The organism is Microlunatus kandeliicorticis (assembly GCF_014137855.1).
In the GTDB taxonomy this organism is placed as follows: Bacteria; Actinomycetota; Actinomycetes; order Propionibacteriales; family Propionibacteriaceae; genus Microlunatus; species Microlunatus kandeliicorticis.
Window position 1 is genome coordinate 582,823 of the sequence record NZ_JACGWT010000001.1, and the last position, 24,075, is coordinate 606,897.

The 24,075-nt window shown below is 68.2% G+C and carries 12 protein-coding genes; 2 read left to right on the top strand and 10 right to left on the bottom strand.

What is annotated here, in order from left to right; genetic code table 11:
- Position 1: 1 nt before the first annotated feature.
- The 7 genes from FHX74_RS02610 to drmD form a co-directional block, all read right to left on the bottom strand.
- Positions 2-1,303, bottom strand: a complete 1,302-nt coding sequence (locus FHX74_RS02610; protein ID WP_182558503.1) for a hypothetical protein — start codon at positions 1,301-1,303, stop codon at positions 2-4.
- Positions 1,300-2,826: a hypothetical protein gene (locus FHX74_RS02615; RefSeq protein WP_182558504.1), complete on the bottom strand. Its 1,527-nt coding sequence runs from the start codon at positions 2,824-2,826 to the stop codon at positions 1,300-1,302. Before FHX74_RS02615 ends, FHX74_RS02610 begins: the two co-directional genes overlap by 4 nt.
- Before the next feature lie 71 nt (positions 2,827-2,897).
- Complete coding sequence (gene drmC, locus FHX74_RS02620) at positions 2,898-3,653, bottom strand: DISARM system phospholipase D-like protein DrmC (protein ID WP_182558505.1); 756 nt, start codon at positions 3,651-3,653, stop codon at positions 2,898-2,900.
- On the bottom strand, positions 3,637-5,688 hold the full coding sequence (gene drmB, locus FHX74_RS02625; RefSeq protein ID WP_220483392.1) for a DrmB family protein: 2,052 nt from the start codon (positions 5,686-5,688) through the stop codon (positions 3,637-3,639). The genes drmC and drmB overlap by 17 nt, the downstream gene beginning before the upstream one ends.
- A 4-nt stretch (positions 5,689-5,692) precedes the next feature.
- A complete protein-coding gene (gene drmA, locus FHX74_RS02630) occupies positions 5,693-9,436 on the bottom strand; it encodes a DISARM system helicase DrmA (RefSeq protein ID WP_182558506.1) in 3,744 nt (1,247 codons plus the stop codon).
- Positions 9,433-13,425 carry a DNA methyltransferase gene (locus FHX74_RS02635; RefSeq protein ID WP_220483393.1) on the bottom strand — a complete coding sequence of 1,331 codons (3,993 nt, stop codon included), beginning with the start codon at positions 13,423-13,425 and terminating at the stop codon, positions 9,433-9,435. The genes drmA and FHX74_RS02635 overlap by 4 nt, the downstream gene beginning before the upstream one ends.
- Positions 13,426-13,499: 74 nt before the next feature.
- Positions 13,500-16,688, bottom strand: coding sequence for a DISARM system SNF2-like helicase DrmD (drmD, locus tag FHX74_RS02640; RefSeq protein ID WP_220483394.1), 3,189 nt, complete (start codon positions 16,686-16,688; stop codon positions 13,500-13,502).
- Between the two features lie 721 nt (positions 16,689-17,409).
- Between drmD and FHX74_RS02645 the strand changes: the two genes are divergently transcribed.
- Positions 17,410-18,678, top strand: coding sequence for a Bcr/CflA family efflux MFS transporter (locus FHX74_RS02645; RefSeq protein WP_182558509.1), 1,269 nt, complete (start codon positions 17,410-17,412; stop codon positions 18,676-18,678).
- Between the two features lie 61 nt (positions 18,679-18,739).
- Positions 18,740-20,014 (top strand): Bcr/CflA family efflux MFS transporter, encoded by a 1,275-nt coding sequence (locus FHX74_RS02650; protein WP_182558510.1) that lies wholly within the window; start codon positions 18,740-18,742, stop codon positions 20,012-20,014.
- A 34-nt stretch (positions 20,015-20,048) separates the two neighbouring features.
- On the opposite strand, the gene FHX74_RS02655 is transcribed toward FHX74_RS02650, so the two are convergent.
- Genes FHX74_RS02655 through FHX74_RS02665 form a run of 3 tightly spaced genes read right to left on the bottom strand, consistent with a single transcriptional unit; the run spans position 20,049 to position 24,071 of the window.
- A complete protein-coding gene (locus FHX74_RS02655; RefSeq protein WP_182558511.1) occupies positions 20,049-20,801 on the bottom strand; it encodes a metallophosphoesterase family protein in 753 nt (250 codons plus the stop codon).
- 24 nt (positions 20,802-20,825) lie between these two features.
- Positions 20,826-22,817 carry a S9 family peptidase gene (locus FHX74_RS02660; RefSeq protein WP_182558512.1) on the bottom strand — a complete coding sequence of 664 codons (1,992 nt, stop codon included), beginning with the start codon at positions 22,815-22,817 and terminating at the stop codon, positions 20,826-20,828.
- Positions 22,818-22,871: 54 nt separating this feature from the next.
- Positions 22,872-24,071 carry a C15 family peptidase gene (locus FHX74_RS02665; RefSeq protein ID WP_182558513.1) on the bottom strand — a complete coding sequence of 400 codons (1,200 nt, stop codon included), beginning with the start codon at positions 24,069-24,071 and terminating at the stop codon, positions 22,872-22,874.
- Positions 24,072-24,075: the final 4 nt, after the last annotated feature.

The following is a 24,075-nucleotide window of genomic DNA, read 5'->3' on the forward strand; positions in this document are numbered from 1 at the left end:
CTCATCCTGTGGCTCGCAGGAAGTCAGTGATCGTGCGTAACCGCATCGGGTGTATCCAGGTGGTGTCGTCGTCCGGGACACGCTGATCTCGGTAGAGCGGTCTGACGACGAATCCGTCGCGCACCTCTTCCACCCACATCCGTCTGCCCTTCTCGGCCTGGACGGCGCTGTGCCGGTTCAGAAGCTCCTGGACGAAGTCCGGGGTGCGGCGACCGCCTCGGAAGGCAGCCAGCGCAGTCTCGACCTCTGCCCCGAGTCGCTGATCGATCGCGCCGACGCGGGTGACCGCCTCGTCGACGAGCCCGTGAAGATCTTGGGACGCACGGTCGGCGAAGGACAACTGCTCCGTCGGACTGTTCCGGATCACCCCCTGAGCTTGGACGACGCCGTGTCGCAGGAGGCGACGGAAGGTATTGGTCAGGAGCGCAGTGCAACGTTCGTACGCGATGGCCGCAGTGAGCAGGTCGCGGACCCGGCCATGGGACTTTGGCAGCAGTCGGCCCGCGATCTTGTGCTCAGGCATCTCGCGGGGCGGAGGCTCAGCGCTGAGCAAGCTGGCGATGACGTGTCGCGCCTCGTGGCGGTCGCTGTTGATGAGGCGGCTCAGTACGGCTCGCTCCCGCCGACCAGCGCCGCCAGGTGTCAGCGTGCGGGCGAACTGCTGCGCCATCCATCCCCACTGCGGGAAGTTGCACTCGCCGGCCTGAAGCGACGCACCGATGTACTTCGAAGCCTCTTGCCGGAGCTGCGCCCCAGCCGAGCCAGAGGCCTCGGCCAAGAAGCCCGACATGTCCTGATCTGCCTCCCAGGCGAGCACCAGTTCCTCGGCTGACCGACCCGGGCTGCCATCGGTTTCGAGCACACCGGAGTCCAGGGAGAACGGACGGTAGACGCCAGTGAAGCCGAAGACGCGAGGGCCGCGAAGATAGCGCCCAAGGCTCAGCCGTTCGTTGGCCCGCATAGCGCGCCTGGCCTTCTGGCTGCCGGGCAGACCTACCAGGTCGCCATCCTTCAAGCGTCGGACGAGGGCCTCGACCGTGATCCACTCAAAGGCGATGTCCGGCGTTGTGGCATGGTCAACCGCCACCGTGCCGCGATGCTCCATCCCGGCGAATGCGCCGATGGCCGAATGGGTGACGAAACGTGGATGGCTCATTCGAGCGCGTAGACCCGGAGCGAGGAGGTCCGCGATCCGGTCCGCGATCGCTGCGACTCCCATCGGGTCGAGGCTGCCCTCACCGAGGACCTCGGGATCGTACTTTGAGAGCCGGGGGAGTTGCGTGGCATATGCGCTCGGGGTCACGTTTGAATCGCGCGCTCCACCTCGCGACCCAGCGATTCGGGGGGCGCGGGTACCTCCGCTACGGGCAAGCGCATGCGCGACGCCAGCAGTTGATTTGCCCAGGCAACTATTTTCCACATCTCTCCGGTGGGCCATTCCCAGGAAAACGCGCCCTCAGTTGTAGCCATCTCGACAAGTCGGGTGCCCGTGGGAGTCCGCACGTAACGAATGGAGTCACCGTCGATCTCGTGAGTCAAGACGTGAGAGTTGAAGAAATCTCTCTCTGCGGTGAGGACGATGCGTTCGTCAAGGACGAACAGCAGCGCTCGAGATGAAGATTCCGTGGTGCAGGTTGAAGCCAGTTGCACATGCTCTCTGCGACCGGTAATCAACGGCAGCATGCGGACCGCTCGACGCACCTTCTCTGGAACACCCATCAAGACGGCAGAAGTAGGTTCCTCGGTCTTCAGCGCCGGCAAATTGGACACGATGCCTGACCTGATCAGCTCAGCTCGTGCTCTGGCTTCGCGAGCCGACTTAAACCGTCCAAGTTTGCGGTCACCGTCCTCAGCCATCAAACCGAGTTGACGTTGGAGGTGATCTGCCAACGACGTGACCTGCTCCATGGTCCCGTCGTACTCGGTTCGGGCTTCATCGCGAATGCGGGTGACCAGCTGTTGCCCCCGCTCGGTCGGGTTAGCCCCTGACACAAACTCGGCTCGAAGCGCCCGGACGACGTACGCACTCTGTTGGATCTGCACGAGTGACTGAAGGTCGGCCAGGCTCTTCTCGGCGTTCTCGATCAACCACTTGCGGCGGGCATCCTTCGACCCGGCATTGCCCAGCCGTTCACTGTAGGAGGTCACGCGAGCAAGAAGAGTTCGTCGCGACTTGTCGAGGAGGTGCGCTTTACCGCGAACTTCGGCGTAAATCTCCTCGGTGACAGCCCCGATGGCCATTGCCTCGCCGTAGGCTCGCCGAACGTCAGCGATCAAAGCCTTCAGTTCAGCGTCGCTCTGCCAGGTCAGCTCGGCCAGGACCTCCTTGGTCAGCTCGATGTTGGCGTCGACCTTCTTACTGATCTGAGCGAGCTGAATCTGGATGGCGATCAACGCGACGGAGGTCCCCATGCTGGCCACGAATGTCGCGGCCGACGGGGCGGCGGCAGGCGTCCATCGGACAACGTGCCCGATCTTCCCAGCTGCATCCACCAGCACGCCGAGGTTGTTGCCGCCGGTGCCCACCATCGGCGTCAGGGTCTGCAACGCTGCCAGGGTCTCCGGGGCGAGGTGCACCAGCCCTTGCGCAGCCGTGACGCCCCCGCCGACCTGAGCCAAAGCATTCGCGAGGCCAACACTGACCGCTGCCGCATCGACGAGCTGGCGTCGCTCCTCGGCGGTCACACCGACCAAGGGTTGGACGTCGAGCCACGCCGGCGCTTGGGCTCCGAAAACGAGCGCGACGTCTTCGGCGACCTGGATCAGCGCAACTTCGGCCGACTCAGACGTTGGTGGTTGCTCACCTTGGACAAGCGAGTCGCTCACGATGATCCCCTCTGAGGTGCACTTGGCGATGGGTCGGTTGGTCCGGTTTTGGCTTTGTGCCCATTCTCTTTTCAGGCATCTGGAAATACCCGCTCATAGAGCACAGGCTCGGCCGCAAGTATGTCGCGCTCAACCGACTCGGCGAGGTTCGGCGAGTCGATACGTACGCCAAACTCAACGTTGGCGTACTCGGCGCTCTTCGAGAAATTTGCGCTGGTCACCAGGACGAAACGATGGTCAACCACGAGGTACTTGGCGTGGTTGCGGACGAGCTTTCCGTTGAGCGACCTCGTGCGGAACACTCGTGCTGGCGCGAGATGTTCGGCCACCTGCGCGGGCGATGGCGGCGTCCACCCGCTCTTTGGGTCAGCAGCCTGAGTGTCGAGGTAGACGCGGACACGCATCGCATCGCGTTGCGCTGCCTCGCGCAAGGCTGCCCACAGCCCGGAGGTCTGCTGGAAGTTGTAGGTCGAGCACACGATGGACGTGCGCGCGTTGTTCACGAGTTGAGGAATTGAGCTCGTCAGCGGGCCGGTCTGCGCCAACTGGCCAGGCATCGTCCAGAGTGGATCGATGCGGGTGCTTCGCGAGCGCGCCCCCTCGATAGCTCGGCACACCGCGGCCACAGCGCCCAGATCGGGCAATCCCGCCTGAGCGATGAGGGACCGGATGGTGGCCCGACGCGAGGGATCGACCGTCTTGAGGCTCCCCGTCAACGACTCACCCGCGACCAGCCCGTCGGCGAGATTTCGAGCCTCGGTCCCCGTCAGGCACCGTCCCAGCTCGACGATCGCTCCGCTGGCCGAAGGCTCACTTGAAGAAGCCAAGGCTGCTCCCCGGCAGGTCGATCACGAAACGGCGATCGAGGAACCGGTTGGCGCGCTCGCAGGAGGTCTCCGAAGCCATCGCGCAGCAGTGGCAGGCCGCGCCGTGCAGGAAGTCTTCGGGATCGCGCGGGGTGCGGCTCGCGCAGACCGGATCAGACGAACAGCGTCTGGCTCGATGGAGTGCCGTCTCGACCACCCGAGCCAGCCGGTCCGGCTGGCTGAGCGCCACCAGGCCGCCCAGGGTTCCGTCGCTGTCGGACGCGGTGGTGCAGATCAGCACCCCTGCCGCTGGCTCTCGATCCCCAACACCCGGCCAGGAGTAGATGCGTTCACTGAGACTCGCGGCAGAGTAGCCGCACTCCATGGCCATGCCCCGAATCAGCAGATGAGCGAAGGTGTGGAGCAGCCAATAGCGCGGTGGCGGCAGCCGTTCGTCGGGGTCGACAGACTTCGCCGTCTCCGACATGCGGTTTCTGTAGTTGCGCCAGTGAGCCTCGCGGTGAGCGTGCCAGATCTCCGAGTCGGCGATCTCGGCCTCCCACTGGGCGACGGACGGCTCATCGAACTGCAGAAAAACGCCCTCGCCGCGGTCTTCGGTGGCTACGGTCCACGTGGGTCTCGCCCGTGCCAGCGGGACCAGGCGGCTGCCCAGATCGTTGACACGGTCAAGCTCGTCGATGCGCGTGAAGCCGAACAAGGCGTTGACTTTTCGCAACTTGTCCACGGCCAGCACACGAGCCACACCCGTCGGCATCGATCGGCCGAGCGGACGCGTGGAGAGCATAAGACCGCTCGGGTCGTCGTGTTGTGCGCCGAGTGGCTCCCGTTGCAGATAGCGCCATTCGGGGACCAGGAGATCGACGGGGCTCCACTTCTCCTGGCGAGCTCGCCGCTCGTCTTCGGCCATCACCGGGGCGGACGCCCGGGCCAACAACTCTTCGAGCTCAGCGTCACTGACCTCGGAGATGTCAATGGTCTGCTTGAGCCGACCGCGTACGAGCCTTGGGTTGGCTCGGTAGTCGTCCAACTCGTCGGCCAGCTCGATCCGGATCCGATCGGCGAGATCATCAACGGCTTCCGCCTTCGTTTGCGGCATCACGATCACCGACTGCGTCGCTGCGAACCACAGATTGGACGCCCCGACGAGCATCAATCGGGTCTCGTTGTCACAGCCTGCGGGATTGAAGCTGTCCAAGTGCGGGTGCCGCCCGCGGCATCTCGGCAGTTTGAGCCGCCCCAGCTCGCCCAGGGCCTCGTTCATCCCCCGACGCAGCGTGCACGAGTCGCAGGTGATCACCGCCGATCCGCGTCCCGCCGTGCTGTCGGTCATCCGTAATACGGGCGCCTCGGCCTTTTCACAAGGCTGTCCGCGATGTACCCAGAGCTGATAGGGGAACTCGTCGACGTGCCCGTCGGCGCAGACCAGCAGATAGCGGGCTGCCACGGCGGTGCGCCGTGCTCCAGATAGCGTTGCCGCTCCTCGGCCAACGCCTCGTGCGGCCGCTCGGCCGCGGCAGTTGGCGTGTTCGAAGCGGGCTTCGTCGGCGCGATAGGGATGGGTGTTGCGGTAGTCGAACTTGGGTAACGGCCCGAGCAGATCACAGCCCGTACACCGCAGCCATTGTGGGAAGACCCGGGCCGGGACGCCGAGGTCAGCACCCTCGCGTGACCGCGTGTTCGGAGCGGGCTGCCAAGGGAAGGGCCGCAGCTGCTCGACCTGAGGGCCGAGCATCAGCCGGACGACTTCGAGCAGACGGGGGGCGTGGATACGGGGGATACCGTCGCGGCGTCTCCAGATCCGATCCCAATCGTCTAAACCGGCCGGCATGATCGTGAACTGCGGCAGATCCATGATGGCGCCCGGACCGTACGTGAAGATCAGCGACGAGGGCCGGCCCGAGCCGACGCGAGCAAAGTTTCGTTTAGAGCCTTCCGTGGACACGCGTTCCGCATCGCCTAGCGGGTCCAGCGGCTCGTTGGCCGGAAGCAGGACTTGATCGCCAGCGATCCCGACCGGTGGTGGCTGAACAGTCACTGGCTCACGCCTCGGTTCCGTCTGTCGGCAGCACAAACTGGCGAGTGCCGGGCGGCTCGGCCGCAAAGAGCTTGTCGGCGACCGGGCTGACGAGCAAGTTGATTTCCGGCTGGACCTCGCGCATGGAGTTGGGCACCACAAACGGGGCACCGCTCACCTGCCCAGAGCGAGAGCGCGCCTTCTCTGCGCTGATCATGAGCGGCGACTGGCCGCTTGTGTCGGTGACCCGCTCGTAGACCAGCACCTTGTTCTTGGCCAGTTCGGCGGCTCGATGCTTCTGCCATTGGCCCAGGCGGTTGAGCAAGCGGAGCCGGACCGCTTCCGCGCTCTCTTCGCCCGAGGCGGCGAGGGCGCGCTCGGTGAGCGTGTCGATGATCGAGACCAAGAGACTGTGCTCGTCCTCCACCTTGTAGGCCGCCTTCTCCGGAGACAGCCCATCAGCCCGGGCCGCGTCGAGCACGCGGGCGACGCTGACCAACACCCCGTCGAGTCCACGTTCGATGGAGGTCGCCGAGAAGGGCGTGACCGAGAGAGCTTCCACCTGAGCATAGAAGGTCTCGTGATAGTGCCGGAACTGCTCATAGTGCGCGAGGTCTCGAGGCCGGGCCCAGTTGCCGAGTGTCACCACAAGCCCCGGTCGCGCGGGGTCACGACCGACCCGGGAGGACGCCTGGATGTATTCGGCGGTGTTCTTCGGTTGGCCAACCATGAGCATCAGGCCGAGCCGGGTGACGTCCACGCCTACCTGGAGCATGGCGGTGGCCAGGATGGCGTCGTAGGGCTGCCGCTCCCGGCCCGGCATCTTCACCTTGGTGTCCGCCGACGACCGGAAGCGGGCCTTGCTGGCTGTGGAGTCCTGCGCGGGATCGAAGCTGACGGCCATCTGGTCGAGGGTGGAGGTGATGTCGGCGCTCGCCACGCGGGAGGTGAGCTCGGCGATGTTGAGGTTGCCGTAATCGGTGCCGGTGCGCCGGGGCAGCCCGGTCCACGGACGGCCCTTGGCGAGCGCGGTCTGGACGTCGTCACTGAGATAGCGGGTCATACCCGCCAGCTCGCGTACGGCACTGAAATAGCCAACGAGGCTGAGGTAGGGGTCGGCCTCGACGCCACCGTGGTCGAGCAAGAACTGACCAGCAGCAAGGAGGACCTCAGCGATCCGGACCTCGGCCGCAGTTAGCCGGACTCCGGTGGTGCTGATGCCGAGGTAGCGCCGGCCGGGGTGGTGCTCGTCGACCGGCACCTCGGTGGAGAAGAAGGTGTCGGCGACATCGAGCACCTGGGGCGGGAAGATCGTGACCCCGCGGCCGTAGAGCCCGCGGATCTGGTCGGCGGCATTGCGGACCGTGGCGGTCGAGGCGACGATGAGCGGCTTGACACGCTCGCCGGTGGCGCTGCGCCAGGTCGTGACCGCGTCGATGGCGATCTCAAACAACCCGACGGTCGTCCCGAGCGCCCCGGTGATGAGGTGCAGCTCGTCCTGAATGATCAGGTCCGGCGGGCGCAGCCGCGCGACCGGGCGAAGGGCCGCCGCCGGGAGCCCGTCCTTGGCAGGGTGCTTGCTTCCGTCCTTGAGGCTGCACGGCAGGTAGTCGTCGTGAACGAAGCCGTGCCGATCGCAGCGTTGCCGGACATAGCCGAACAGTGCCGCAGCGTGACCCTCACGAGCCAGTCGCGCAAACTTGTCGACCGTGGCGATCACAAAGGCTGGCGCGAGGCGGTAGATCTCCTCGTCCACAGTGAGTACCGGCAGCCCGTCGACCACCGAGCCGCCGTCGGCGAACGGGCACTCCGCGAGGTCGTCCCCGCAGAAGATCAGCACGCGTCGGCGGCCGCCGTCGGCTCGCACATTCTTCGGATCGATGCGGGTTCCGCACCAGGGACAGCGTTGGATCTGGCGCACGGTGAGCCGGTGCGACTGCCCGTCGTTGACCTTTCGCAGCTGCTCGTCAGCCTCTTCGAAACGCTTGGGCGACACGTCGGTGCCCACCCACAGGCCGATCCGGAGCGGCTCGGTGCCCCACATGTCCTCGTCGGACCGCCTGATCAGCTCAGCCGCGCAGACCATCGCCGTCGCCCGCTGGAACTGTTGGGAGGTCAGCAACCGCAACGTGTAGCGCATGAGCACGGTCACACCGGAACGTCCGTCCAGTGCCCCGTCGGCGCCGTCGACCACGCCTTGACGTCGTCGGATGGCGAAGGCATACGCAGCCAGCCCCAGATAGGCCTCGGTCTTGCCGCCGCCGGTCGGGAAGAAGAGCAGCTCGACCTTCGCCAAGTGCCCCGATCGTCGGTTGGTGGTCGGTTCGGTGAGGCCGCGAAGTTGCATCAGGACGAAGGCAAGCTGGAACGTGCGCCACGAGTGGGCCCGCGTCGCCCCCTGAGCCAGCACAGCTTCACGCGCTGCCGCGCGGCTGAGCCTCGGGTCGGCGGTGCGTCTTTCCGAGACCTGAGTCTGGATGCGTTGATCGGCCATCACCTGATTCATGAAGGCGAAGCATCGGCGCGCCTCCACGTTCGACAGCAGGAAGGCGAGGCCATCAGCGAGCTGATCCGCGACCTGGGTGGCGTCGATCACGGCGTCGCGGGCATCGGCACGCAAGTGGTCGGGCAAGGCGTCGGTTTCACGCTCCTGCTGATTGAGCCATGCGCGATACCCGTCCACAATGGGCCGCAGGCCCCACTCGAGCTGCGCTACGTCCGCTGTGGCGAGGGCGGTCATGTCCAAAAGGGCTCCGTCGATCTCGACGGCACGGGTCTGCGGAGTCTCGCTGGTCGGCAGCCAGGTCGTGCGCACGGTCGTCGCGCGGCGCGCACCCTCGGCCACCGTCCAGTCGGCCGAGCAGGTTCGTCCGACGGCGAACTCCAGCCGCTTGCGGTACTGCAGATTGAGCCGACGGAGCTCATCGTCCGTTTCGTACCAGTCATCGGCCAGCACATCGGTCACCGGTAGAAAAGCCGCTTCCCCGCCGGCAGCGACGCTCAGCTCGGTCTGAAACATCCAGGCGTCCATAGGGATCTTGCGCGGCGTCTCGCGGTCGTTGCAGAGGGCGATCTCGACGAGCCGGCATCCACGATGCGGTTCGGCATAGGTGTCGACGCGAAGTGTGACGTCGTCGACGAGCGGGTACGACGCCGTCTCGCCTGGCGTCAGCTCGCCCAGAGCCATCCGCACCGGCAGGGCCACATCGGTGCGCTGGTAGGCCCGAATCGGCCGGCCGGAGGCGCTGACCTTCTCGGTCTTGACCGAGCGGTAGACCCCCCAGCGGGCGGTGACGGTGACGTGATCGAGGTCGAGGGGTACCTGGAAACGCAGCCCCATCGACGCAGGGATCATGAGTCCGCGCTTCTGCGGTTCGTCCTCGATGCCGTGCGCGGTGGCGGCATCCTCGCTGCCGTCCGGCCTCTCTTCCTCGACTCCACTGGCCGGGACGCCGCGACCATCGCGGGCCTCAGCGAGGTCGAGGTCGGGGACCTCATCGTCGTCGCCATCTCCTGCTGCGCCGGAGAGGAGTCGGACTGGAGCGATCCGTCCGACCAGATAGCGGACGTCGGGTGCGACCTCGATCAGCTCCTCGGGGCCCTCCGACGGTCCGAGGAGTTCCCGGTGCAGCACGTCGGTCAGATTTTCGCGGGCTGTCCAGGACCGCCCGTCGGGCTCGTGCGCCAGTGAGTAGTGGCGCTGAGCCGCTGCCCCCGGTTGCGGTGCGCGGACCGAACTCTCACGAGCTGGACGAGTCGACGGGCTCATGCGATGACCTCCTCGTCGGTCAGCTCGTCGTCGTCGAGGTCACTCCCGGAGGCCGAGCCGCTGCCGGCCGCGCGGCGGTGATTCTCGGCCAGCAGCCGGTCGAGGATCTCGACACGGGCGGCCGGACTAACCGTCCACCGCGTCATCTGCCGGTAGGTGTGAAACCCGTGATCGAGCGGCACGTCCCCCCAGCCGTAGGCGTCCATGACCGCCCGGTCGAGCTCGACGTGGATCGCCCGCATCCGGGCGACGTCGGCGTCCGCCTCATCCGTGATCTCGGGATCGTTGATCAGGTTGTACAGCTTCGTCAGCCCAAGCTGCCGGCTGAGCATGAGCTGCCTTCGCTCGGAGTCAAGCTCCCGGCCCCGACGTGCGAGTTCCTCGCTCGATGCTGGCCGCGGGAAGGTCTCGAAGACATCCGAGGGCGTGTAGCGAGGATCGTTTCTCATCCCCGACCCATACTTGATGGCCCATATCTGGTGGAGGCTCGATGAGAGTACAGCCTGGTCGGCGCAGGAGTTTGTTGCGAACACCACCAGTGAGTCGCTGAAGATTGAGCTATTCGGTACGCGGACCGGCATCACTGTCTTGCTCACGCGAGTCAGGACGAGGACCTCGTCGAGGTCGGCGATGGCTTTGCGCAAGGCAGGTCGAGAACGAAGAAAGAGCCACCAGGGTGCACTCGACACCGCCTTCGGCTTTCTCTGGCGTTCGATCCTGACTGTTTCACTCACGCGAGCGAAAGGAAGCGGAAAGGTTCTACATCGAGCCTCTGTCCAGCTGCCGAAATCAATCACCCAGCGTGACGGAGACGCGTCGGGCCGTGAATTCAAGTCCTCGCCGTTGAGGTAGGGGAACAAGACTTCCGCATTGCGTCGGTCTGCCTCGATCCAGGCTTTCGCTTCGGCGGGCTCGAGCACGAACCCCATCCCCAAGACGTAGCATCCGATAAACGCAATCCCCGTGTTCTCGGCAAGGCGCTTTGGGTGACCATCAAGTTGGCCGGCCGGCTCCAGCAGCGTTGAGATCCGCGGCACGGGGACATCATCCGACACCCTCTCGGCTTGCTCGCTGACGTGGCCGAACGTCCCCCAGACGGCTGCGTACTCCAGGTTCGCCGAGGCGGCCGGCCAGGATCGGCTCTGAATTGCTCGGGTGATGGTCAAGCCGTTGGACACCAACGGGTCGAGCCCAACCTGGCGGGTGTCGCCCTGGGCCACCGTGTTGGTGGCGATAAGGCCCAGCGTCCCAGTCGGATTGAGCACTTGCGCGGCGCGAAGGAAGAAGTAGGCCACAAGATCGGCACTCCCGCGCTGTCCGCCGGCCAGCTGGGTCACGAACCAGTCGCGGATGTTGCTCCCCATGGACCCGGTGAGCTTCTGCCCACCCAGAAAAGGCGGATTGCCTACCACCGCGTCGAACCCACCGCGTTGGATCACGTCGGGCACCGCGAGAACCCAATGCAGCGGCTGCCAGCGGTCGTAGTCGGTGGCCACGGTCGGAGTGAGACCGCGCTCGATGATGCGATCGAGTTCACCGCCATCCCCTCCTCCCTGAGCAGGAAAGGCGTCAGCGACGGCGAGAGCGAGGTTGGTGTAGCGCTCATTCAGGGCCTTGCCAGGCTTCCCGCCCACGGCAAGCCCAGCAGCGATCACCCCGTCGGCCACCGTCGACAGGGTGGCCATCTCGTCCCGATAGGCCGCCCACAGTCTCCGCTTGGTGGTCGCCGACCGTTGGGGGTCGGCGTCGTCCACGGCCGAGGCCAGTTGCCCTCGAAGCCGGACCGCCCGGTCCACGGTGGCGTCGATGTCAAGGTCGAACAGGCTGGCCTGGGGCGGCGCCGAATCGGGGTCGATGTGCAGGGCCTTCAGCTGACGAAGGTCCGTGATGCCGAGCAACGAGTTGCCATGCAGCACTTTGTCGTCCACAAACGAGAACGGAAGTTTCGGGTCGAGCGAGACCAACCACAGCGACAGCTTGGCCATCTCGACAGCCATGCTGTTGATGTCGGCGCCGTACAGGCATGAGGCCACCACCTCGCGGACGGCCCGTACGTAGAGCTGCTGCGGTTCGCCGACCCCAACCCGCTCGTCGTGCCATGCCTCGACCAGTCGGGCGGCCAGATAGCGCGCGGCCGCCACCAGGAAGGCGCCGGAGCCGCAGGCGATGTCAGCCACCTTCAGGTCGAGCAGGCGGTCGGAGGAGACCCTCCGCCACTGGTCTCGGTCGCCTGTTTGGTGGGGGCCCGGGTGATAGACGAGCGGCTCGAGCGCGTGCTCCACCACCTCCTCGGCCAACGACCGTGGCGTGTAGTGCGCCCCTGCCGTCGCACGCGACGGGGTCTCCACTACGATCAAGCCACCCGGCAGCAGAACGGTCAACCGCTCGCGCAGATCGCGTCGGATCAGTCCGACGAGGGGGCGAAGCCGCTCGCGCAGATCATCGTCTCGGGTGATCGCGAGCAGAGCCAGTTCTGTCTCGGCCGCATCACCGGGCCGCAGTGCCTTGGCGAGTGCAGCTTTGCTGGGCGGCTTGGCTGCCGGTTGATGTTCTTTGACCCAGGCGATCAGCGCCTCGGCGACCTTCGACGGATCAGAATGACTCACGGTGATCGACTCCAGCACCGCGAGCGGCACCTCGGGCTCAGCCCCGGACGCGCCCAGCACCCCGACCGTGATCTCCTCGACGTCCGCGCAGCTGTAACCGAGCAAACCCTCGTAGATATAGCCGATCTGCTCGACGTCGATGTCGCGAAAGCTGATCGGACGCGGAGGCTGTCCCTTGAGCTTGGCCACCTGCACGGCGTCGAGCACCTCGCGCATGACCCGATCGCTGACCGCCAGGCGAAGCGTGCCCCTCGCGGTCCGGTCGAGCAGGAAGGTGAACCGACTGGGGTCAAAGAGTGAGCCCCCGTAAGCCGGCAATCTGAGATCTTCGAAGCTGGCGCCGGCATAGAGGGCTTGCGAGGTCGCCAGCAGCCGGTGCCAGGTCAGATGGCTCGCGTCGAGCGAGTCGGGTCCGCTGTCGCGGGATCGGTTGTCCAGGTCGGTCAGACGGTCGCTGATCCCGTAGCCCTCGGTGAAGAGCTCGCTGCCCGGCAACAGCGACCGCTCTTCGGCGAACAGCAGGAAGACCACCCTCATCATCACCGTGACGGCGGCGTCGTACACCTGATGACGATCGGCGGGCAGAGGATCGGGCTCACCTCGCTCCTGTGCGTCCAGTGCTGCCTCGGACAATGCGCTCACCAGCAACTCGACGGCCCGGCGGACCTGAACCCCAAGCGCCTCGGTGATCTCTTCGGCAGCGGCGACCGACTCGGCAAACAGCGCTGGCAGGCGGTCGCCTGGCTGGCCGCCCAGCAGACGCTGCCGGGAGAGGAGGGCGGCGAAGGCGTCCCGAACGCCGGACTCCTCGGTCCAGGTCTGCGCGTCGGTGATCCCGGAGGCGACCATCGCGCCGGCCCGTGCGCAGACGATCGCCCACCAGCGGCCATCGGTGACGACCCCGATCGGCACTTCGTTTGCGCGGAGCAGACCCTCCATGCGGTCCAGTGGAGAGGCCGCCCAGCCATCGTCCAGCACCGCCGACAGGTTGTCGACGGGGTCGACGACCAGCACCAGCGCCGCCGGTCGGTCATCGCGAACGAGAGCCGCGGTTGCCTCGATGCTCATCCGGTGGTCTGGTGAGGTCGCCGGCGTCAGAGGTAGCAGCAGCCTCTTTCCCTCGATCGGTTGCGCCGCGGCCAAGAGATCCTGCCAGCCGATGACCTCTCGCAGCACCGTCTGAACCCAGCGATCCCTCGTTGCTCGGTAGTCGCTGAGGCTGTTGTCGTCCTCCCGGCGGCGGTCCCAACGATCCCAGGCCTGCTCGAACCCCGGCTTCGTCTCGGCGAGCACCGCACGTGCCTCAGGATCAAGGGTCGGCATCCCCTGCGGCCAGACTCGCTTCAACGCCGGCACGGCGACGAAGGGCCCGTCGGTCGCCATCAGCTGAAGCCATCGACGGTGTAGTTCGACAGCGCTCGGGACGCCCCGCCCGACCTGCTGGGCTGACCGCGCCATCAGCCGAGCCTGCCGTCGGCCACGTCGGAGGGGTTGAGCGCGAACACCACAGCGGCGGCGGACACATGCGGGCGGATGTCGGTGTAACGCTCTTCGATCGCGGCGACCTCGCGGCGCTCCTCCTCAGCCAGCGTGGCCAGACGTTCCTCCATCGTGTGCACGTCTCGCCGTCGCTGCAGGCGCTGATCGTCACTGAACAGGCGTTGGGAATCTTCCTCTTCCGCCTGGTGCAGCGCCGCGAGCGATGCGGTCAGGTTGCGCCGGAAGGCTCCGAAGATCTCGTGTGCGCGAGCTGTGTCGGCGTCCCGCCGTCCGATGAGCCGCTCCGCGACTTGGCGCTGACGGTCGGACGCTCGGGTGCTCATGGCCGCCAGCAGGCGTGATCGCAGCGACGATCTGGGGTCGTTCCACAGACCCGCGGACGCACCCCGGACGGCCGGATCGGCGAGGATCAGTTCGTCAGCATCGAGTGCCTCGTCCAGGAGCGCCTCCACCTTCGCCTCGGCCATCGCCTGGCCACGGATCCGGATGCCGGTGAGGAAGACCTCCTCGTGGAGCCGGAGCCCACCGCGGCCCACCAGCACCAGACGCGAGACGGCTGCGAGGCACGACTGCGGCAGACCCGGCATGACCACCGCGGTGACTCGGCTGAGCTCGGACTCGGCGCTGAACAGCGAACTGCGCAGCACCCGGGCTGCCTTTTGCAGCAGAGGATGGCCCAGATGGACGTGCACCAGATCGGTACGACCTTGGGCCGCGCGGTCGTCGAAGGTGATCGGCCGCGGTGCTCCTGGCCGCAGTCGGGTGTCCAGCCCGCGCAGCGCCGGCTGCCAGGCTGGGCTGAGGGCGGGAACCGTGAACACGTCCGCATCGGTCAGCTCGTCGCCGGTCAGCACGAGGGTGGGCTGGGCGCTCAGGCGCAGAGCGGTGTCGACGACCCGGCGGGCGTTGGCCGGGCGGAGGTGCATGGCGTTTTTCCGCTCGCTGTAGGTGGACGACAGTGCGGTCAGCTGGCGATTAAGTTCGAGTCCGCCGGCCAGGGTCTGGTTGATGATTGCGTTACCGTCAGCGGCCGCCCGTCTGGCGCGGCGTGGAGTGGTCGAGCTGAATCGAGCCTGGATCTCGGCGTCGACAACCTGGTTCACCGAACCGAGGTCGGTCGCGATCGTTCCCACCTTCTCGGCAATCCTGCCCATGAAGTCGAGGTCGGCGGCGTAGGTCGTGGAGGTGGCCACGGGTACGAAGTGATAGACCTCCGGCGGGTGTGGCTGGCCGTACCGGTCAATGCGCCCGATGCGCTGCTCCAACCGGGACGGGTTGAAAGGAATGTCGTAGTTGACCAGACGGTGGCAGTGCGCTTGCAGGTCGATGCCCTCCCCGGCCGAGTCGGTGGCGACCAAGACACGGATGGGTTCGATGCTGGGGTCTTCGCTGAACCGCGCGCGGATGTCCTCGCGTTCCTCAGCCGAGGTTGAGCCGCGGATGGACGACAGCACCGCGCCATAGCCGCGCTGCTCGAGCACGTCCACGATCCACTCGAGAGTGGTCGTGTATTCGGTGAAGACCACCACGCGCTCGTTGCTCCACGTGCGACCGTCCGGACGACAGATGCCGTCGAGGAACTTGATGAGCGCGGTGAGCCGTGCGTCTGGCTGGTGCTCGAAACCGAACCCCCACGTTGCCAATCGGCTGATCTGGCCCGGAGCTGCGGCGACCAGGGGGTCGGAGCCTTTGCTCTGCCGCAACGCCGTGAACTCGGGCTGCTCCAGTTCACCCTCTTCCTCGTCGCTGCCGTCGCTACCGAGGACCTCCGCGTAGTAGTCGTCTTCGTCGTCCAGCATTGGCAGGCCGCGTCCGCCCGCAAGGGATTCGTACAAGCTGATCGTCGTGGCAAAGGCGTAGGGGCTGGAGAGGAAGCGCTTCTTCAGCAGCATCGCGACGATGTCGCCAGACCGCTTGCGTCCATTTCGGCGTGCACTCTCGGAAAGCAGGCCGTCGAGTTCGGCGAAGGCCTCCTGCTCATCGTCGCTTGGCGTGAATGGCAATCGTCGAACGACTCGGGGGTGGAAGTCCTTGTCTTTGAGTTCCGTCTTCAACCTTCGGACCGTCACGTCGCGCAGAGCGTCAGCGTCGATCAGTCCGCCGCGACTGAAGCGACGGTCGTCGATCATGGCCAGCAGGGCCGTGAACGACTCCGGGTGCCCGTTGTGCGGCGTGGCGCTCAGGAACAGCCGGTGTTCACACCGCTCGGCCAGCTCCCGGGTGGCGATCGTGCGCTGGCTGTCGACCGCGTAGCCGCGGTTGCTGCCGGTCGTGCTCGGGCTGGCGGGCGCGACATGGTGGGCTTCGTCGACGACGAGGATGTCGAACGCGAACCGCCGCGCGCTGTTGACGCGCCCGGTCTGAGCGTAGATGTCTCTGAGCAGTCGCTGGGCGCGGAGCGAGGCCAGCCAAGCCATGCTGACGATCACGCGAGGGAAGAGGCGAAAGGGGTTGGCGTTGAGGCCATGGCTACGGCGGACCTCAGCCATCCTCGCGGTGTTGACGATGACGAAGTCGAGCCCGAACTTCTCGGCCATCTCGTCTTGCCACTTCAACGCAAGGCTGGGCGGGCAGACGATGACCACGGAGCGGGCGCGGTGCCGCAGCAGCAGCTCCTGAATGACGAGGCCAGCCTCGATGGTCTTTCCGAGCCCGACGTCGTCGGCCAGAAGAAGGTTGGTGCGCGGGGCCTGGAGGGCGCGACGGAGCGGTTCGAGCTGGTAGGCCTCGACGTTCGCTCCGCTGCGGAAAGGGGCTTGGTAGGCGTTGGCGTCGGCCGAGGTCACCGCACCCCAGCGAACGGCATCGACGAAGGCCGCCAACGTGCTGGGGTCGTCGAAGGCGTCTGGGTTGATCGCCTCCGGCAAACCCTGGTCGGGGGCGACGGTGTGGCCGACCTCAAGCTGCCAGACCACCCGGAGCTCCTCACCGAGACGGTCCTCCTCCAATGACTGGAGGGTGACGACGTGTGTCAGGCCGGCCGCCGACTCATCGGCTGGGCTGCGGGGGAGCCCTTGGGCCCGGACGTCGGCCACGGCCCAGGTGGATCCGCGGACTTCGACGACCTGACCTGGATCGGGAAGCGGGGGTGGGGGAGTGGGAACCGTCGACTCAGCCTGACGGAGAGCCGAGTTGGGGGGAGTCACTATCAGTTCCTACCTACGGGGTCTAGATCGGAGGGCGCGGAGGTCATTGGCGAAGCAGCTGACCGTACGGGCTACGTTGAACGCTTTCCCAGGCCTGGCGCTCCGCCTGACACTACCGACCGGATGCTCCTCGGGAGGACGCGCGAGCCCATCTGTGCCGGTCGGGAGACAGGTCGACCCGACGCGACCGCGTGGATCTGTCTCTCGAGACTCTTGATCTGATGGTGAAGTTTGGCGGCCTTGGCTCGCTCGGCGACAGACCATGGGGAACCGTAGAGCTGTCCATATTGAAGGCGCGCAAGTCGTGATCGAACCTGTTTGTGGCGGGATTTGAGCTGTTCAAGACTTTCTCGCTCGCCGCCACTCAGCCGAAATTTCCTCCGTGGCGCCGTCATTGCATGATCTTACGCATAGCGCTACTGGGTGATTCAAGGGCATGTCGTCGATGAGGATGTGCTAGAACTCACCAGCACACCTGCTGGCGCGATGGAGCCGCTGCCAGGGCGGGTCGAATTTGGGTCGGACTTCCATCAGGTTCGTCGGTCTCGGCCGAAGATGCGGCACCTAGCTGCGCCAGGCGCCTCGTGAAGGCGAACCTCTTGCTCGCCAGTCGCTAGGCGTTGACGCCGGGTCTAGGTCTCACGGGCCCCCGCACACCTCTGACAGACTGCGCCGCAATGATCACTCCGCAGCTCGTCCCGATCCCGACCGCGGTGCCGGCATGACCACATCGCAGGAAGGCACCCTCCCGCGGCACGAGCAGACTGCCGGGGCGTCCTCTCGGGGCCGTGGCGGACCGGTCGCCGTCTCGCTGGTGCTGACTCTGGCGCTGCAGAGCGCGGTGCCGCCCTTCGCCACCGACACGTACACGCCGGCCTTCCCGCGGGTCACCGCCGACCTGCAGACCTCGGCGTCGCTGGTCGGGCTGACGCTGACCGCCTTCTTCATCGGGCTCGCGCTCGGCCAGCTCACCGGCGGCCCGTTCTCCGACCAGCGCGGACGACGGCTGCCGCTGGTGGCCGGTGGTCTGATCTGCATGATCGGCGCGGCCGGCTGTGCGCTCGCCCCGTCGATCGCGGTCCTGATCATCTTCCGGGTCGTGCAGGGGTTCGGCGGCGGTGTCGCCGCGGTCGTGGCCCGTGCGGTGATCGTCGACGTCGCCCACGGCAATGCGCTGGCCAGGGTAATGTCGCTGATGATGGCGATCGGCGGTCTCTCGCCGATGATCGCCCCGGTCGTCGGCGGCACCATCCTCACCGCTGGTGGCGGCTGGCGCACCGTGTTCTGGGCGTTGACCGGTCTGGCGCTGGCGATGGTGGTCACGGCGCTCGTCCGTGTCCGGGAGACGTTACCGCCCGAACGTCGTCACGCCGGCGGGCTGCGGCGGTTCGCGTCCGGGCTCGTGCTGGTGATCCGGATCCGCAGCTTCGTCCTTTACGGGCTGACCGGCTCGCTGTCGGGCTTCACGATGATGGCCTACGTCGCCAACTCCTCCTACGTCCTCCAGGAGCAGAAGGGGCTGGCGCCGCTGCCGTTCTCGCTGTTCTTCGCCTCGACCGCCCTCTCGCAGGTCCTGCTGGCCGTCCTCAACGCGCGGATCGTCGGCCGGTTCGCGCCGCGACGGCTGATCGCGGTCGGACTCGGGCTCGCTGCCGCCGCCGTCGCGACGCTGACTCTCGGCGTGCTGGTGCTCGACACCCCGCTCGTGCTCACCTGCGTCGGGTTCCTGGTGCTGATGGCCGCCCAGGCCTTCGTCTTCGGCAACGCGGGCGCCCTCGCGGCCGGTCATGCCCGCCAGGTCGCCGGTTCGGCGTCGGCCGTGCTCGGCGTCTTCACCGCGATCGCCATGGCGGTCTCGGCACCGCTGGCCAGCTCGGGTGGCGCGACCACCGCGGTGCCGATGATCGTCGTGATGCTGCTCGGGGTCACCGGTGCGATCACCGCCTTCCTGCTCGCTGGCCGGGCCGCGAGGGCGGCCGCCGTCGCCTGACGGCGCTCGTTCCGACGACCCCGCTCACCCCGCCACCTCTGAATCGATTTAGGCTGGATGTGTGGCGGTCATCGGCAGGGCGCGACCGACGACGGGGACGAGACCCTCGTTCGTCGCGCTGATGATGGTGACGGGGACGACCGCGCTGTCCACCGACACGTACATCTCCGCGCTGCCGGACGTGCAGCGCTCACTCGGCACCACGGCCTCGGCCGCCCAGCTGACCCTGACCGCGTGCATCGCCGGCATGGCGGTGGGGCAGCTGCTCACCGGACCGGTCAGTGACGCGCGGGGCCGACGACGGCTGATCCTGGCCGCCGTCGTCGTGTTCACGATCACCTCCGCACTCTGCGCCCTGGTCTCGACGGACTGGCTGTTGATCAGCCTGCGCGCCGTGCAGGGGATGGCCTGCGGCGCGGCGGCGGCGCTCGGCCGTGCGGTGGTCAGCGACGTCTGGACCGGCCGCGAGGCGGCGGCCAAGTTCGGCACCCTGTCGGCGCTCGGTCTGATCGCGCCGGTCGCCGGACCGGCCATCGGCAGCGTGCTGCTGCGGTTCGGCAGCTGGCGATTGATCTTCGGCTTCCTCGCGGTGGTCGGCATCGCGATGACCGTCTCCGCGGTGTTCGGGCTGCCCGAGACGCTGCCGCAGTCCCGGCGCCATCCGGGAGGTCTGCGGCAGCTCGGCCGGCGGACCCGCAGCCTGCTCACCGATCGCGCGTTCGCCACTCCGGTGGTCGTCCAGTGCCTGACGACGAGCGGCTTCTTCATCTACATCGGCGGCTCGTCCTTCGTGCTCCAGCAGGGCGGCGGCCTGTCCCAGCAGCAGTACGCGCTGCTGTTCGGGACGAACGCCGCCGTGATGATGGCCTCGAGCGTGGTCTTCCGGCTGCTCGTCCGCCGCACCGGCCCAGGGCTGCTGCGTCGGATCGCGATGATCGTCCAGACGACGGCCGTGGTCGTGCTCGTGCTGGTGTCGGTGCTGGCCGCTCCGCACGTGCCGCCGCTGGCGGCGGTCTGGTGCTGCCTCGCGGCCATGACGGCGGGTCTGGGCAGCTATCTGCCGGCCAACGCCGCGATCTGCCAGCAGGCCGGACGCCGGTACGGCGGCACCGCCTCGGCGCTTGGTGGCGGTCTGCCGTTCCTGGCGGGCTCGCTCACCACGCCGCTGACCGGCTTCCTGCGGGCGGAGTCGGTGCTGGCCATGTCCGCCGGGATGGCGATCTTCTTCGGGTGCGCGGCGATCGCGGCGATCGGGCTGCGTCAGAAGGCGTTCAGCGACGCCACCGAGGCGGAGGCCGACCGAGAGCCGGTCGACGCGCTGGCTCGCGAAGGCTGACCACCGCTGTGGGAAAGCGCGGAGGGCGGGCCGCTCAGTGGCTGGTCGGCGGCGTGAACGCGGCCAGCGCGTCGAGGTCGCTGTTGGCCGCGCGCACGTACTCCTCGGCCCATGCCCGCCGATCCGGGAAGGACGATCCGGCGATGACGGCCTCGATGGCGCGGTCGAGATCGACGGCGGTGTGGCGGAGGGCCACCTGACCGTGATCCAGCAGCGCCCACGACCCTCCCGGACGCCCGTAGGGGATGCCGATGCTGCCCGGATTGATCACCAGCCGTCGATCGACCAGCCGGACGAACGGCATGTGGGTGTGGCCGCAGACGATCGTGCGGACGGCCGGCGGGACGTTCACGAGGACCTCCGCCCACCGGTCGGGCGCGGAGTCCACCAGGACGGTCTCGTCGTCGCGTCGCGGGGTCCCGTGGCAGAACAGCACCGGCCCGAAGCCGTCGACCTCGACCGTCAGCGGGTGCGGCAGCCCGTCCAGCTGGGCGACCTGCTCGTCGGTGAGCTGGGCGGCTGCCCAGCGGCTGACGGCGTCGGCCGACGGGACGGCGGCACCGCGGGCGCACGCGACGAGTTCGCGATCAGCGTTGCCGCGGACCAGCCGGACACGATCGCCCTCGGCGGCCAGCCGGTCGAAGACCGCCCCGGGTTGGGGCCCGGCGGCGTGGTCGCCGGTGATCACCACCAGCGATGCCGAGCGGACGTCCGGCTCGGCCAGGACGGCCTCCAGCACCGGCAGTACACCGTGGATGTCGGAGAGGACGGCGACGTTCGCGACCACCGGATCACGGTAAGCCGCCGCCTGTCACTCGGCTCGGTTCGCCTCGGTCGGCAGGTGCGTCGCCCACCAGCGCAGCAGGTGGTCGAACCGCTGCCGGCGGTGGCGCGGCTGGCCCTCGCGGGTCAGGCCGTGGCTCTCGCCCGGGAAGATCAACAGCTCGCTCGGGACGCCACGCTTCTGCAGCCCGTGGAACCAGCGCTGGCCCTGCTCCAGCGGGCAGCGGAAGTCGCGCTCCGAGTGGATCACCAGCGTCGGGGTCTCGACCCGGTCGAGGGCGGCCATCGGCGACTGGGCGGCCAGCTGCTCGGGGTCGGTGCCGACCAGCTGGTCACCGAAGAACCAGCCGATGTCGGAGGTGCCGGCGAAACTGACCGGGTCGAGGAAGCCGCGCTCGACCACCGCGGCGGCGAACCGGCCTGCCGCCCGCGGGTGCGCGGTCAGCCAGGCGGTCATGTAGCCGCCGTACGAGCCGCCGAGCACGCCCATCCGGCTGCTGTCGAGCGCCAGCTCGGGATCGGCAAGCACACCGTCGAGGAAGTCGAGCAGGTCGTCCGCGTCACGCCGGCCGAGCGCCCCGATGATCGACCGCCCGTGCTCCTGGCCGTACCCGGCCGAACCACGCGGGTTGGCCAGCAGCACCGCATAGCCGGCCGCGGCCAGCACCTGCGCCTCGTCGTAGACCTGCCAGCCGTACTGAGCGAACGGTCCGCCGTGGATGTCGAGCAGCACCGGGTGCGGCCCCGGACCGTCCGGCAGTACCACCCAGCCGTGCACCGGGTAGCCGTCGTCGGCGGTGACCGTCCGCTCGTGCAGCGGCCGGACGCCCGGACCCTCGCGCAGCGGCGCCCCGAAGTCGGTCAGCACCCGCTCCTCGCCGCTGGTCACCGCCACCAGCTCGCCCGGGGTCACGGCGTCGAGCGTCGTCGCCACCACCACCGCGTCCGCACCCGTGCCGACCACGTCGTGCGCGGTGACGATCCGCGGCCCGCCGACCACGACCGTCGGCTCACCGTCCGCCCCGATCCGGAGCAGCTCGACCGCACCGCGGGTGCGGCGCTGGACGTGGACCCCGTCGGCGGTCACGGTCAGCCGGGTGCCGATCTCGCCGAGGTCGATCGTCTCGGCGTCGGTGTGCCGGGTCGGCCGCCCGGAGCCGTCGGCCGGAACCGACCACAAGCCGGTGTGCCGACCGACGAAGTCGAGGCCGCTCGGCCCGGGGTCCGAGGCGAGCAGCCACAGGGTCGCGCCGTCGGGGGACCAGGCGACCTTCTCGACGGTCAGCGCGCCGTCGGTCACCCGCTGCAGGTCGGTGCCGTCCGAAGCGCAGGTCCAGGCGTCCACCACCAGGTCGGTCGTCCGGGTCTCGTGCCGCGCGCTGACCAAGGCCAGCCGCTGTCCGTCGGGCCGCCAGACCACCTCGACGCTGTCGGCGGCGGCATCGCTCAGCTGCCGCGACTCCGGGACGTCATCGCCCGGCCCCGGCGCCGCGTCGAGCTCCGAGACGTCGACCACGAAGACCTGCTGTCGCCGGTCGCCGACGTAGCCGACACCGTCGCCGAGATAGCGCAGGTCGGTGATCAGCCGCGGCGCCTCCTCGCCGTCGCCGATCTCGGGGTCGGTCCCGTAGCGGCCCGGCTCGGGAACCCGTGCCGTGTAGGCGATCCGGTGCCCGTCCGGCGCCCAGGCGAACCCGCCGGCCCCGAGCGGCGCGTCGGTCAGCCGGACCGGCTCGCCGCCGGTCGCCGCGACGACGTGCAGCTGAGGTTTGGCCTTGGCGTCGGTGGCCCGGAGGAACCCGATCATGGTGCCGTCGGGGGAGTACTGCGGCGCGGTGTCGCGGAACCCGCGGGTCAGCCGGCGCGGCCCGTCACCGGTGACCGGAACCTCCCAGAGCTGACCGACGTAGCTGTTGCTGGCCAGGTCCGGTCGGGTCACCGCGACCACGGCCCGCTCACCCGACGGGTGCAGGGTGGGGGAGGACAGGGTGGTCAGCAGGTCGAGCTGGTCGGGTCGCACGGGCGCGCCTTTCGGGTCGGGTCTTCGTGGAGCGGTCTCGGGGAGCGATCAAGATCAGCGACGACGTCGGCCGACCGCGCCGGCGGCCGCGCGGACCAGGGCCACGGTCTGGTCGACGACCGCGCGTCGGTCCGCCTCGAAGGCGCCGTCGGTGATCACGGTCGGGTCGTCGGGGTAGGCGAGCGCGGAGACGTGCAGGTGGCCGCCGGGGACGTCCCAGGCCTGCAGCCCCTGCCGCAGCCGGTTGGCCCGGTACATGCTCTCGTTGCTGAGGTAGTCGCCGCCGGTGCCCGCGGCCGCGCTGCTGCCCGGGCTCGGGTCCGGTCGGTCGCGGAGCGCCCGCGGGTCGGGCAAGGTTCCGGCCGGCCACTCGCGGATGCCGTCGCGCAGCGCCACCGGCCACGGCCCGCTGCCGGCGGCGATCATCGCGGCGTACGGCAGCGTGGTCTCGATCCACTCGGGCGAGTCGAACGGCTGCGGCCAGTGCGAGGCTCGCGAGACCGCCCCGAACCGCTGCGCCCGCTCGTTGTCGGGGCTGCCACCCCGCGCGTTGCCGGCCCACTTCTCGACGTCCATCCGGCCGCGGCCGGTCATGCTGATGGTCATGATCAGATCGGCGCGGTCCGGCCCCGGTCGCAGCACCGGACCGAAGGCGTCCTCGACGACCCCCTGGTCGAAGGCCCCCCAGCTCACCGGCAGCACCACCGACCGGACGCGGGCGGTGCCGTGCGGGGTCTCCAGCAGCGCGCCGTCCAGCCGCAGCGCCGCCGCGCCGGACGGGTTCGAGTGCCGCAGGCTGGTGTCGAGCCCGAAGACGTCGAAGCCGCTGACCATGATCAGGACCTCGGCGTCGGACCGGTCCGGCCAGAGCGGTCGGTCGATGCCGCGGGTGGTCCGGTCCCAGCGGTGGAGCAGCGCCTCCCGCTGTTGCCGGTCGAGTGGGGGCGTCTCCAGCCTGCGAAGGGCCGCGCCGACCGAGAGTCGCGCCCAGTAGAGCGGCCGGTCGTCGAGACCGTCCCACGCCGTCGCCTCGTCCGCGCGGGCGCGACGGACCGCGTCGTTCCAGCAGCAACGACCAGCGTCGTCCACCACCTCGAACAGTTCGTCGAGGGACTCGCAGGCGGTGATCCGCTCGAGGGCGTCGTCGACGAGCCGGTCCCAGCCGGACGCCTGCAGCAGCGCGGTGGCGAACGGCGCCGAGCCGCCGCCACCTAGGCGCAGCGACAGCCGGCTCTCCTCGACGGTGGACGCCACCGCT